At 68.6% G+C, this 12438-nt stretch carries 10 protein-coding genes and 1 other RNA gene; 8 read left to right on the top strand and 3 right to left on the bottom strand.

Features of this window, described 5'->3' with window-relative positions:
• Window positions 1-110: 110 nt before the first annotated feature.
• Genes O7626_RS24270 through O7626_RS24260 form a run of 3 tightly spaced genes read left to right on the top strand, consistent with a single transcriptional unit; the run spans window position 111 to window position 2914 of the window.
• The gene (locus tag O7626_RS24270; RefSeq protein WP_278063412.1) at window positions 111-974 is read left to right on the top strand and encodes a Nif3-like dinuclear metal center hexameric protein; all 864 of its coding nucleotides are present in this window, start codon (window positions 111-113) and stop codon (window positions 972-974) included.
• A complete protein-coding gene (locus tag O7626_RS24265; RefSeq protein WP_278063411.1) occupies window positions 971-1711 on the top strand; it encodes a C4-type zinc ribbon domain-containing protein in 741 nt (246 codons plus the stop codon). Before O7626_RS24270 ends, O7626_RS24265 begins: the two co-directional genes overlap by 4 nt.
• A gap of 33 nt (window positions 1712-1744) precedes the next feature.
• A complete protein-coding gene (locus tag O7626_RS24260) occupies window positions 1745-2914 on the top strand; it encodes a bifunctional RNase H/acid phosphatase (protein ID WP_278063410.1) in 1170 nt (389 codons plus the stop codon).
• Between the two features lie 24 nt (window positions 2915-2938).
• Here O7626_RS24260 and O7626_RS24255 read toward each other — a convergent pair whose 3' ends face one another.
• Window positions 2939-3799, bottom strand: a complete 861-nt coding sequence (locus O7626_RS24255) for an alpha/beta hydrolase (RefSeq protein ID WP_278063409.1) — start codon at window positions 3797-3799, stop codon at window positions 2939-2941.
• A gap of 292 nt (window positions 3800-4091) precedes the next feature.
• On the opposite strand from O7626_RS24255, the gene O7626_RS24250 reads away from it, so the two are divergent.
• The gene (locus tag O7626_RS24250; protein ID WP_278063408.1) at window positions 4092-4343 is read left to right on the top strand and encodes a DUF3311 domain-containing protein; all 252 of its coding nucleotides are present in this window, start codon (window positions 4092-4094) and stop codon (window positions 4341-4343) included.
• A 6-nt stretch (window positions 4344-4349) separates the two neighbouring features.
• The gene (locus tag O7626_RS24245; RefSeq protein ID WP_278063407.1) at window positions 4350-6062 is read left to right on the top strand and encodes a sodium:solute symporter; all 1713 of its coding nucleotides are present in this window, start codon (window positions 4350-4352) and stop codon (window positions 6060-6062) included.
• Between the two features lie 183 nt (window positions 6063-6245).
• Here the strand turns inward: O7626_RS24245 and O7626_RS24240 are convergent, their stop codons facing one another.
• Window positions 6246-7109, bottom strand: coding sequence for a LysR family transcriptional regulator (locus tag O7626_RS24240; protein ID WP_278063406.1), 864 nt, complete (start codon window positions 7107-7109; stop codon window positions 6246-6248).
• Window positions 7110-7213: 104 nt separating this feature from the next.
• On the opposite strand from O7626_RS24240, the gene O7626_RS24235 reads away from it, so the two are divergent.
• Window positions 7214-7822: a dihydrofolate reductase family protein gene (locus O7626_RS24235; RefSeq protein WP_278063405.1), complete on the top strand. Its 609-nt coding sequence runs from the start codon at window positions 7214-7216 to the stop codon at window positions 7820-7822.
• Window positions 7823-7864: 42 nt separating this feature from the next.
• Here O7626_RS24235 and O7626_RS24230 read toward each other — a convergent pair whose 3' ends face one another.
• Window positions 7865-8668 (bottom strand): sulfite exporter TauE/SafE family protein, encoded by an 804-nt coding sequence (locus O7626_RS24230; protein ID WP_278063404.1) that lies wholly within the window; start codon window positions 8666-8668, stop codon window positions 7865-7867.
• Between the two features lie 225 nt (window positions 8669-8893).
• Here O7626_RS24230 and rnpB point away from each other — a divergent pair.
• Window positions 8894-9335: RNase P RNA component class A (rnpB, locus tag O7626_RS24225), an RNA gene on the top strand.
• A gap of 1077 nt (window positions 9336-10412) precedes the next feature.
• The gene (locus O7626_RS24220) at window positions 10413-12059 is read left to right on the top strand and encodes a hypothetical protein (RefSeq protein ID WP_278063403.1); all 1647 of its coding nucleotides are present in this window, start codon (window positions 10413-10415) and stop codon (window positions 12057-12059) included.
• The last annotated feature ends 379 nt before the right edge of the window (window positions 12060-12438 follow it).

The raw sequence follows: 12438 nt of genomic DNA, 5'->3' as shown, positions 1-12438 counted from the left end.
CACCGCCCTGCTTGTGCACCGGCGACGGGCCGCCGGCACCCGGCGTCGCGACCGGGCCGGCGCCGGTAAGCTGGGCCGCCGTGGGTGCATCCGGTTCTGGGGCGGTCGGCGTGGCCGAGGTCGTGGCGGCGCTGGACCAGCGTTATCCGCCGGCCTGGGCGGAGGGATGGGACCGGGTGGGACTGGTGGTCGGCGACCCGTCCGCACCGGTACGCCGGGTCGCCCTGGTGGTGGACGTGGTGCCGGAGACCGTCGCCGAGGCCCTCGGGTACGGCGCCGACCTGATCGTGGCGCACCACCCGCTGCTGCTGCGCGGCGTCTCCTCGGTGGCCGCGACGACGTACAAGGGCCGGATCGTGCACCAGTTGATCAAGAACGACGTGGCCCTGTACGTCGCGCACACGAACGCCGACGTCGCGAATCCGGGAGTCTCCGACGCGCTCGCCCGCAGGCTCGGGCTGACCGACCTGCGCCCGCTGCGTCCGGCCGACCCCGCCGGCCCGGCCGCCGGGCAGGGGCGGGGCTTCGGGCGGGTCGGCCGGCTGCCCGAGCCGGCGACGCTTGCCGAGTTCGCCGGGTACGCGGCCCGGGTGCTCCCGCCGACCGCCTGGGGCGTACGCGCCGCCGGTGACCCCGGGCGGACCATCTCGACCGTGGCGGTGAGCGGCGGGGCCGGCGACTCCTTCCGCGGCGACGCCCTGCGGGCCGGTGTCGACGCCTTCCTCACCGCAGACCTGCGGCACCACCCGGTGAGCGAATACCTGGCCGAGCAGGGGCCGGCGCTGCTGGACGCCGCGCACTGGGCCACCGAGCGGCCGTGGCTCGACGACCTCGCCGGGCACCTGCGCGAACGGCTGGGCGTCGAGACCCTGGTGTCCGACCTGGACACCGATCCGTGGACGGTGCAGGCGGCGTCCCCCGTACCACCCGTGCTGTTCCCCGCATCCCCCGTGGACAAGGAGCCCTCCCGATGAAGGCCGACCCGAAAGACCAGCGTCGCCTGCTCGACCTCCAGGCGATCGACACCGGGCTCGCCCAGCTGGCGCACCGGCGCCGTACCCTGCCGGAGCACGCCGAGCTGGAGAGCCTGGCCCGGGAGCTGTCGGCGCTGGAGGACGAGCGGGTCCGGGCCCAGGTGGCGGTGGACGACCTGGACCGGGACATCGCCCGGCTGGAGCGGGACGTCGACCAGGTCCGGGTGCGCAAGGACCGGGACCAGGCCCGGCTGACCGTCGGTTCGGGGCCGGCCCGCGAGTTGGAGGCGTTGCAGCACGAGCTGGCCTCGCTCAACCGCCGGCAGACCGAGCTGGAGGACGCCGAGCTGGAGCTGATGGAGCAGCGGGAGACCGCGCAGGGCGTACTCGACGGGATCGAGCAGCGACTGGCGGCGGCCCGGGAGCGGCGCGCGGAGACCGAGCGGCGGCGGGACGAGACCCTTGCCGAGATCGGCAAGGAGCAGGAGTTCAAGGCCGGCTCCCGGCAGCCGCTCGCGGCCGACCTGCCGGCCGACCTGGTGACGCTCTACGACAAGATCAGGGAGTCGTCCGGCGGGCTCGGCGCGGCGCTGGTCGCCGGAGGGCGCTGCGGCGGCTGCCGGTTGGAGCTGTACGGTGCGGACCGGGCGCGGATCAAGGCCGCCGCCCCGGACGAGGTGGTGCGCTGCGAGGAGTGCCGCCGCATCATGGTGCGTACCGCCGAGTCCGGGCTGTGATCCGGGTCGGTGGCGGAGTCGGGGGGTGGACCCGTGTCGGGTCGTAAGGTCGTGATGGAGGCGGACGGCGGCGCCCGGGGCAATCCCGGCCCGGCCGGTTACGGCGCGGTGGTCCGGGACGCGGCAAGCGGCGAGGTGCTGGCCGAGCGTTCCGAGTCGATCGGGACCGCCACCAACAACGTCGCCGAATACCGTGGCCTGATCGCCGGGCTGGAGGCGGCCGGTGCCGTCGGGGCGTCCGCGGTCGAGGTGCGGATGGACTCCAAGCTGGTGGTCGAGCAGATGGCCGGCCGCTGGCAGATCAAGAACCCGGGGCTGCGTCCGCTCGCCGCCCAGGCGGCCGGGCTGGTCCGGAAGTTCGACTCGGTGACGTACACCTGGATTCCCCGGGAGCGCAACCGGCACGCGGACGCGCTGGCGAACGCGGCGATGGACCTGGCCGCCGGCCGGGTGCCGGCGGCTGCCCGGGACAGCGCCGCCGAGCCGTCGGCCGCGCTGCCGGCGGGTGCCAGCGGCCGGGCCGAGGCGCACGAGGTCGCCGCGCAGGGTTCGACGGCGAAGAGTTCCTGGGAGCCGCGCCCGGCGGAGACCGCGACCCGGTTGCTGCTGCTGCGGCACGGCGAGACGGAGTACACCGCGCAGGGCCGCTACTCGGGCCGGGGTGACGTGCCGCTCTCCGACCGGGGCCTCCGCCAGGCGGGTGCGACGGCCCGCCGGGTGGCCGGGCTGGTCGACGAGGTCGCGGCCGTGGTCAGTTCGCCGTTGTCCCGGTGTACGTCGATGGCCGGCATCATCTCCGGTGGCCTCGGCGGCGTACCTGTGGTGGTCGAGCCGGACCTGGTCGAGTGCGACTTCGGCGAGTGGGAGGGCCGCACCTTCGCCGAGGTACGCGAGCGCTGGCCCGCCGAGTTGGACGCCTGGCTCGGCTCGCCGGCCGTGGCCCCGCCCGGCGGTGAGTCCTTCGTCGAGGTCGGCACCCGGGTCAGCCGGGCGATGGCGAAGTTGCTGGCCGGCTATCCGGGCGAGACCGTCGTGGTGGTCTCGCACGTCTCACCGGTGAAGATCGCGCTGCGCGACGCGCTCGCGGCCACCGACGCCTTCCTGCACCGGCTCTATCTCGACCCGGCCGGCATCTCGCGGCTGGACATCTGGCCGGACGGCGGGATGGCGGTACGCAGCGTCAATGACACCGCCCACCTGTAGCGGCGCACTCCTCGCCGAGGGGGCTCACTCCTCGGTGAGGAAGGTGAGCACCGTCTTGACGAACCGGGCCGGGTCGTCGAGCCAGGGGAAGTGGCTGGTGTCGTCCTGCACCACGACCTCGGCGTGCGGGAAGAGCGCGCCGAGGTCGTGGGCCGCCGCCGGGCTCGGCGCGGGATCGAGTTCGCCGGCCACCACCAGCACCGGGGCGGCGAGTCCGGCCAGCGCCGCGCGGACCGCCGGGGTGTCCGGGGCGAAGCCGGCGTAGAAGCCGGCGCTCGCCGCCTCCGGCCGTTCCCACTCGTCCGCCTCGGCGTGCAGGCGGGCCCGCTCGTCCCACCGGCCGTACGCGAACGCCGCGGCGCCCTTGCGCAGCGGGTTCACCTCGTCCGGGCCGGCGCCCCGGGCCGCCGCCTCCTGCCAGCCGTCCATCGCGGCCTTCGCTTCCGCGTACCACCATTCGGTGCCGCGGGCGGCGACCGCCTCGGCGAAGCCGACCGTTTCCACCCCGACCGAGCGCAGGCCGGGGGTCACCAACACCAGTCGGGAGATCCGGTCCGGGTGCCGGGCCGCGTAGAGTTCCGCGAGGTTGCCGGCGGCCGAGTGGGCCAGCAGGTCCATCCGGTCGAGTCCGAGGTGGACCCGGAACGCCTCGACGTCGTCGACCATCCGGTCGCACCGGTAGCTCGTCGGGTCGTCGGGGACCGCCGAGTCGCCGCTGCCGCGCAGGTCGAGCTTGATCAGGGTGCGTTCCCGGCTCAGCCCGCCGAGGTCGCCGAGATAGCTCGACGCCCTTGCCGGCCCGCCGGGCAGGCAGACCAGCGGCGGCCCGGACCCCAGTACGTGGTACCCGAGTGCGGTGCTGTCGTACGAGGGAAATCGGGGCACCCGGCCAGCATGGCAACCGGCCGACCCCCGAGCAAGAGTAATCGTCGTACTTCGATGTATTAATTGCCCTGATAGGACCGTTTGGCCGGACGTTATTTCGGTCGTTGATCACCGTTCGGCGCACCATGGTCACCGCTCGGCGCACCGTCGGAGTGCCGGCGGGGTGACCGCCGTCACTCTGTCCTAACCTCCGGCGTCACATGTCAACGACGACACGTCACGTCACACGGACGTCGATGACTCCCTGGCGTGACGGGGTGGACCAGCAGGTCGAGCGCAGCGAGGAGACGGCATGAGCGAATCTGATACGCCGGCGGCGCCGGCCGGCAAGGTGGTGGCGGCGAGGTCGCGGGCGAAGGACCACAGCCCGTGGAACTGGCTGCTCTTCCTGCCGATCGTGATACCGCTCGTCACTCCGCTCTTCAACGCCGACTCGCCCCGGCTGCTGGGCTTCCCGCTCTTCTACTGGCTCCAGCTCGCCTTCATCCTGCTCGGGGTCGGCACCACGACCGTCGTGTACCAGATGACGAAGAAGCGGGGCTGATCGGCGATGTGGCAGGACCATCTCACTGAGATCATCGTCTTCACGCTGCTGTTCCTGCTGGTCAGCGGGATGGGCTTCGTGGCGGCCCGGTGGCGGGCGCCGAACGACATGGCGCACCTGGACGAGTGGGGGCTGGGCGGGCGCAGCTTCGGCGGCTGGATCACCTGGTTCCTGGTCGGCGGTGACCTCTACACCGCCTACACCTTCGTCGCCGTACCGGCGCTGCTGTTCGGGGCGGGCGCGGCCGGGTTCTTCGCGGTGCCGTACACGATCATCATCTACCCGCTGGTCTTCCTGGTGCTGGTCCGGCTCTGGTCGGTGTCGCACCGGCACGGCTTCGTCACCCCGGCCGACTTCGTCCGGAAGCGGTTCGACTCGCCGACCCTGGCGCTGATCATCGCGATCACCGGCATCGTCGCCACGATGCCCTACATCGCGCTCCAGCTCGTCGGCATCGAGGCGGTGCTCAAGACGATGGGGGTGACCGGGGAGAGCACCATCGCCCGGCACCTGCCGATCATCGTCGCCTTCGCCATCCTGGCCGCCTACACCTACCAGTCCGGGCTGCGGGCACCGGCGCTGATCGCCTTCGTCAAGGACACGCTGATCTACATCGTGATCCTGGTGGCGATCATCTACCTGCCGTACAAGCTCGGTGGCTGGGGGAGCATCTTCGACGCGGCGGACGCGAAGTTCGACGCCAGTCCGAACCCGAACGACGGCATCACGCTCAACGCCAACAACCAGTTGCAGTACATCACCCTGGCCCTAGGCTCGGCGCTGGCGCTCTTCCTCTATCCGCACAGCCTCACCGGCGTACTGGCCAGCCGCAGCCGGGACGTGATCAAGCGGAACATGTCGGCGCTGCCGGCGTACAGCCTGCTACTCGGCCTGATCGCCCTGCTCGGGTACGCCGCCATCGCCGCCGAGGTCACGCCGCTGCCGGGCGCGACCGAGGGCTCCGTGGACAACAACACGGTGGTGCCGCTGCTGTTCGAGCAGCAGTTCCCGAGCTGGTTCGCCGGGATCGCGTTCGCCGCGATCGGGATCGGCGCACTGGTGCCGGCCGCCATCATGTCGATCGCGGCAGCCAACCTCTTCACCCGGAACATCTACAAGGAGTACCTGCGCAAGGACGCCACCGCGGCCCAGGAGGCGAACGTCTCCAAGATCACGTCGTTGGTGGTGAAGATCGGTGCGGTCGCCTGCATCGTCTTCCTCGACCCGCAGTTCTCGATCGACCTCCAGCTCATCGGCGGCGTCATCATCCTGCAGACGCTGCCGGCGGTCGCCCTCGGCCTCTACACCCGGTGGTTCCACCGGGGCGCCCTGGTCGCCGGCTGGGCGGTCGGGATGGGGCTGGGGATGTGGATGCTCTACCAGATCCCGAACCCGGCCACCAAGCGGGCGCACTTCGGCGGGTCCGCGTTCCCGCTGGAGAAGCTCGGCTTCGACGGCTCCACCAAGACCATCTACGTCGGCCTGGTCGCGGTCGCGCTCAACCTGCTGGTCGCGGTGATCGTCACGCTGGTCCTCCGGGCCGCCAAGGTCGCCGAAGGGGTGGACGGCACCGCCCAGGACGACTACTTCGCCGACGAGGGCGACCCGCGCCTCGTACCCGGACCGAAGGAGTCGCGGCCGGAGTCGGAGTCGCGGCCGGAGTCGGCCGGGGCCGACGCGGCAGCCGGTGAGGCCGTCGAACCCGCCCCGAAGGTCTGACCCGCGCCGACCGCACCACTCCAGCCCTCCGGGGAGATCCCCGTGGCCGGGACAGCCAACCCCTTCCGGGTACGCCGACCAGGTCACGGGGATCTTCCGTCCGGACTTCGCGTTCGAGGTGCCGGAGTGCCGGAGTGCCGGAGGAGTGGGGTGCCGGGGTGGCGGGGGTGGCGGATCAGTCGTTCACCCGGCCGACTCCTGGACGGCCCGGATGAGTGCGGTGCTGGCGGGTGGGTCCGGCGGTTCGCCGTAGGTGACGGCGTAGAGCCGCCGGCGGTGGCCGGCGAGTTCGGTGGCGTGGATGTCAGGATGCCGGTGCGCCCGGAGCGCGAGACCAGGCAGCGTCGTGACGCCGATGCCGGCGGCTACGAGAGCCTGCACTACGACCATGTCGTCGCTCAACGAGACGATGCGCGGGGCGAAGCCCTGCCGTCGACAGACGGCGGCCAGCTCGTCCTGGCACCGTGCGCAGCCGCCGATCCAGGCGGAGTGGCGGTGGTTCGCCACGCTGTCGTCGGGTCGCCGGCTGATCAGATAGATCGGATCGTCGTCGAGGTGGACCAGTCGGAAGCCCTCCTCCTCGGCCGGGGCGTCGGCATACCGGAAGACGAGCGCGACGTCGATCTCACCGTTCCGCAGCGCCTGTAGCGCCTCCACCGGATGACGCTCGACCACCGCCAGTTCGAGCCCCGGATGTGCCTGGGCCAACCTGGCGGCAGCCTTCGGCACGACAGTGCTCAGCACCGAGGCGTTGGCGGCCAGCCGGACCCGCCCCGCCTGCAAACCGACCTGTGCCGCGAGCTCGTTCGTCGCGGCGTCGACACGTCCCACGATCTCGGTGGCCCGGCTGGCGAACAGCTGCCCTTCCGGCGTCAGCCGGATGCCCCGGCCGACCCGCTGGACCAGCCTGACGCCGGTGGCCGCCTCCAGGCGCGACAGGTGGTGACTGACCGACGGTTGGGAGTAGTGCAACTCCTTCGCGGCCTCGGTCACCGACCCGTGCCGGGCCACCGCGGCCAGAACCTTGAGATGGACCAGATTGAGCACTGATCAACAATATCAATGAGAGTCGTGCGAGTTTGGCATTAGACGTCATGACTGCCCTCGACCATCCTGAGATCCACACAGGAACACGCCCCGCGAGGAGTGAAATGACCAAGGTGACCTGCGATCTTACGATCTCGCTCGACGGCTATGCGGCCGGGCACAACCAGACCGAGGAACGCCCGTTCGGCGAGGACGGCGGAGACGGCTGGGGCGACCGGCTGCACGCCTGGTACGCCGACAGCCACCAGGAGAACCAGGCCGAGATCGCCCGGATGACGACCGCCAGGGCGTTCATCATGGGCCGCAACATGTTCGGCCCGGTACGCGGCGACTGGGACCGCCAGTGGAAGGGCTGGTGGGGCGACAACCCGCCGTACCACGCCCCGGTCTTCGTGCTCACCCACTATCCGCGTGACCCGCAGCCGATGGAGGGCGGCACCACGTTCCACTTCGTCACCGACGGGATCGAGTCGGCGTTCAAGCGGGCCCGCGAGGCGGCCGGGGACGGCAACATCTCGATCCACGGCGGCGCGACAACGGTCAACCAGTACCTCGCCGCCGGCCTGATCGACGAGGTGCGGCTGCACATCGTGCCGATGACGCTCGGCGCCGGCGTCCGGATCTTCGACGGCGTGCCGCCACTGAACCTCGAACAGGTCCAGTCACGGGCGGCGAACGCCGTCACGCACCTGACCTATCGGGTGCTCCGCTGACCCGAGCACGCCCGGTGGAGCGCGGCGTGGTGAGCCGTGGAGTCAGGTCCAGGAGCGGTAGAGCAGCAGCAGACCGATCGCAGTGCCGAAGAGCACGATCACCGTCTTGAGTACCTCGGGCGGCAGCCGGCGGACCAGCCGCGCTCCCGCGTACCCGCCGATTATGGTCGCCGGGGCGACCACCGCGACGGCCGCCCAGTTCACCGGGCCGAAGACGGTGAAGGCGGCGACCGTGGTCAGCCCGACCACGGCGGAGAGCAGGTTCTTGATCGCGCTGATCCGGGTCAGGGTCTCGTCCAGCACCAGTGCCAGCCCGGCGACCAGCATGACCCCGAGCGCGGCGCCGAAATATCCGCCGTAGACCGCACCTACCACGACCATGACGTGCAGCGCGAGCGTCTGCCGGGAGATGCTCCGCACCGTCGTCCGTCCGCTGCCGGCACCTTCGCGGCCGGCTTGTCCGCTGTTCACCCGGACAAGGCGGCGGAGCTGGTCCTGGAACGCCAGCACGGCGGTCGCCCCGAGCACCAGGAACGGCACGGCCAGTTCGAAGGCTCGGGCCGGAGTGGAGAGCAGCAGTGCGCAGCCGGCGGCGGTGCCGAGCACGGTGCCGGGGACCAGCCGGAGCAGCCAACGCCGGTCCGGCAGGTCCGCCCGGCTGCCCCAGACGCTGGCCAGATAGCCGGGAAAGACCGACATCGAATTGCTGACGTTGGCGGGCACCGGCGGCAGCCCGATCGCGATCAGGGCGGGAAAGGTGATCAGCGAACCGCCGCCGGCCACCGCGTTGACCACCCCTGCGGCGAGCCCGGCGGCGAGCAGCAGCAGCGCCTCGGGAAAATCCATAGCCTGTCGAGGCTAGTCCGCAGGGCTTGCGGGCCGCGTGATGGCCCGCCTGGTCCTGATCCGGCGGCCGGGGCCCGCTCGTGCCGCCGGGGGGTGACGCCGGGGAGGGATGGTCGGAACGGAGACTGTCGAGCTGCCCCGTCTGTGCGCCCGGAAGCCCTGCGGTGGCAGCCGGCCCGGTGGATCGCTCTTCGGGATCATCGCTACCATTGGGTACGCGACGGACGAGTCGACCGGGCGGTCGCGTCGGCGGGCCGCGAGCCCGCCGCCGAGGAACGTCCGGACTCCACAGGGCAGGGTGGTTGCTAACGGCAACCCGGGGCGACCCGCGGGAAAGTGCCACAGAAAACAAACCGCCGGATCAGGTCGTTTACGCGGAAACGCGCCGATCGACCGGTCCGGTAAGGGTGAAACGGTGGGGTAAGAGCCCACCAGCATCCCGGGTGACCGGGATGGCTCGGTAAACCCCACCCGGAGCAAGGCCAAGAAAGGGCCGCCGCCGAGAGGCAACGGCCCGCGCAGGCGATCGAGGGCGGCCCGCCCGATGCCTGCGGGTAGGCCGCTGGAGCCTGTCGGCAACGGCAGGCCGAGATGGATGGCCGCCGCCGGCACCACCGGCAACGGTGCGTACCGGGCACAAAATCCGGCGTACAGGTCGACTCGTCCGTCGTACTACAGGTCACGGTCCTGATCAGGGCTGTGACCTGCTTCTTTGTTTGGTGTCGTTGGTTGACCTTGGTCAGCGTTGGGCGGCGTCTGACGGCCCGGTGACGGCCCAGACGGCCCAGAGACGGCCCAGGAATGATCTTTAAGCCTCTTCCCGCACCTGCCCTGGGCTCGGCCCGTCCGCTGGGGCGGTGGGCGACGCTCGGACGGAGGTCGAGCACGTCCTGGCGGTGGAGCTGGTGGCCGGCCCGGTGACTCGGTGGCAAGCCAGTCCGGGGTGTGGACTGGCGCGGCAGCCGGAAGCCAAGCGCTCGACGGCGGCCGGCTCCGCCGGCTTCCGTCCCGCCGCAACCTTGTGGGATTGTCGAGGGATGCAGACCACTCGAAAGGACCGTGCCGCGTAGGCGCCCGACGCAGGTGCGAGCTTCCAAGCTTCGTGCCCGACCGCTTGATGGCCGTACGTCTCAAGTAGCCGGCCTCTCATTTCGTGGGCTCCAAGCCATCGCCTACCTGGAACGTTCCCGTTTCAGGGAGGGCGCTGTCGCGAGGGCGCTTCGGGCGTGGGCGGACTTCGTCCAGGATCCGTGGCACCGGCTGTGGGACCCCGAGTACGGCTGCGGCGTCATGGAGTGCTGCCCGGACCTGCGAGAGGTCCGTCAGATCCTTGAAGCTGCGGCTTCCGTGCTGCCAGCACCGGACGCCCGTCGATTCAGGGCAGAGGTCGCCAAGATTGACGAGTTGTGGTGACCGTCTGGGAGCCAGTCAGGGCGCGGGGCGGTACCCGCCAGGTTTCGGCGGCTTGCCGCCCCGGCCGCGGAGCGGTCCGGGGCGGTGTTCCGCCGGGCGGCCTGCCGCCCCGGCGCGGCGCCGCGCAGCGGCGCTCTTGATCCAAGACAGAGTAATTCGGCAACAATCAATGGACAGGAAGCCAGGGGCCGATCCGAAGCGTCGTGAGTTCCGGAAACGTACTTGTTGTTAGCAATTGTAGGCTCTCTGGGTATGCGGGTATCTGCCGAACCAGCGTTACGGGTAGAGTCGGTGGGCAACACTTCAGGACTCCGTACGTCAGGAGTTAGGCATGATTCGTTGGCAAGATCATCGAGACCGTGTAGAGCGTGCAGTCAAGCTGCTCATTCGCGACCTGCACCCCACAGCCCAAGGAATTGACGGGTCGGGAGGGGACGACGGGCGGGACATTCGTTGGGACTCTCCTGACGGCCTCGTGATCTTCGAAGTAAAGAGCTACACAGATCGTCTGGGTGCCAGTCAAAAGCGCGGGATTAGGAATTCGCTAAAGAAGGCGGCCAAGCATAATCCCATTCGATGGGTCCTGGTTGTTCCCCTTGAGTCATCCCCGTCTGAAGAGAAGTGGTTTGACGGTCTCCGGGCAGAGTTCCCTGCGCTTGAGCTCGAATGGAGGGGGCGCGATTGGCTGGATAAGGAGTTCGCGGAGCGGGAGGATTTGATCCGATATGTCGAAGGGCCGCTTTATGTGCTGGCTCAGCGCGCCAAAGAGTTGGGGCATGAGCAAGCGGCAATGGCGAATGGGATTCGGGATGCCATAGAACGTCTTGGCGTTTTTTCGGCTCGGGTGAATGAATTGTCGCCATACTGGCGCATCGATGTGGCGACCAGGCCGGGCGGCTACATGCTGACTTACTCGGCGAAGCGCCCAGATTCCGCCGAAGTTGATCCGATTTCCATAACTCCGATCTTCTCCTTCGATGCTAAGGACCCTGAAGCGGAAGGCGTGTCCCGTCAGCTAAGACGCGTCTTGGAGTATGGCGGAAGTATCACCGTTCCGGGCGATTACATCCAGGGGTTCGATATCCACGCTTCCGAAGAAACCCGTCGTGCCTTTGCGTGGGATTGGCCAATCACTCCTCACAAGCTTGAGATTCATTCCGAGGAGGACAACGCAGGTTTGCCTCTTCCCTGTGTGATAGACGTCAAATCGCCAAATGGAAGTTGTATATCATCCATCGCGGTTCAATTGAGCAAGCGCGTTCGAGGAAGCCGAGGCTTTACCCTTTCCGGGCAAGACCTGTCCGGAATGATGACGCTTAACCTTCTGACAGGCAAAAGTGAACCGGCTCCTACGGGAGCCTTCGAGTTCGAGATCTCTTCTCCGGTTGGACTCTTTCCGTACGCGGTGAGGCCAGTCGCCGACTTTATTCGCGCTCTCGTTTCGGGAAATCGTGTGGAATTCCGTATGGGGCACAGGGTATTTGGCTTCTGTGAGATTGATGAAGACGTTTTCCCGGAAGGTCAGCCGGCGGCGCGTCTAGCGATTGCGCTGGACGAGCTACAGCAGTTCTTTAATATGGTGTTCCCGATTCCTGATGGGCTAGGAGCGAAGGACCTCCGTGAGCTCGAAATGCTGAGGGAACTCGTCCGAGAAGGTGAGGCGCAATGGCCTTACCGTGGCTTGAAGATGCACTTTCGAAGGGATAGACTTGGGGATTTTCTGGCTGACCCAAGATTCAACGATGGTGCAGCACTCCTAGCTAGATTTGATTCCTTTGGTATGGAGTACTGCGGTAATCGGTTTGAGCTCGGTCACGTTCAGTTCTACGCGCCAAAGATGCGTCTGGTGAATCGCAAGGAGTTGGCGGCGGAGGTCGGCAAGCCGGTGGATCCAGAGGGACGGTGGGAGTGTCTCGATGGCGAACACATCCGCATCCGGCGATTGGCCAAAGAGGAACGGGAGCCATCTCTTCTGTAGTTATCGGCAGAAGAGAGTTCAGGTCGGACTGCACTGATCGGGGTGGCCGTATCGGAGGGCGCAACGGGTTCCGTCGAGGATTCGTCGATCGCAGATGACCTGGTAATGCCTCTCTTGATCACCTTGGCGGGTCACCGTCAGATCACCTTGTTCGAAGTCTGGCAGAAATGTGAAGACATCAGCGACTAAGGCGGCTCTTTCGAGAGCTGCACTGAGACCGGAGGCGGAGAAGGGTATGTGGACGACGAATTGAATGTCCTGCTCGGCTGGCTCCGTCATCCATGATGGATACTGGCTCGCCCTAGGGTGGATGAAGTTCCGGGGCGGTCGGTCTCTGGAAGCTCGGTAGTCGGACACGTCCCCTTCTCCTCTCGGTTCC

Source organism: Micromonospora sp. WMMD1102, from assembly GCF_029626265.1.
Lineage (GTDB): Bacteria > Actinomycetota > Actinomycetes > Mycobacteriales > Micromonosporaceae > Plantactinospora.
The sequence above is the reverse complement of the archived record's forward strand: the minus strand, read 5'-3'. Positions and strand labels throughout refer to the sequence as shown.

What these genes read in the sequence shown, in the direction of transcription:
- O7626_RS24265 (WP_278063411.1), top strand. Translation starts at nt 971, where the DNA reads ATGAAGGCCGACCCGAAAGACCAGCGTCGCCTGCTCGACCTCCAGGCG.
- O7626_RS24250 (WP_278063408.1), top strand. Translation starts at nt 4,092, where the DNA reads ATGAGCGAATCTGATACGCCGGCGGCGCCGGCCGGCAAGGTGGTGGCG.
- O7626_RS24245 (WP_278063407.1), top strand. Translation starts at nt 4,350, where the DNA reads ATGTGGCAGGACCATCTCACTGAGATCATCGTCTTCACGCTGCTGTTC.
- O7626_RS24235 (WP_278063405.1), top strand. Translation starts at nt 7,214, where the DNA reads ATGACCAAGGTGACCTGCGATCTTACGATCTCGCTCGACGGCTATGCG.
- O7626_RS24230 (WP_278063404.1), bottom strand. Translation starts at nt 8,668, where the DNA reads ATGGATTTTCCCGAGGCGCTGCTGCTGCTCGCCGCCGGGCTCGCCGCA.
- O7626_RS24220 (WP_278063403.1), top strand. Translation starts at nt 10,413, where the DNA reads ATGATTCGTTGGCAAGATCATCGAGACCGTGTAGAGCGTGCAGTCAAG.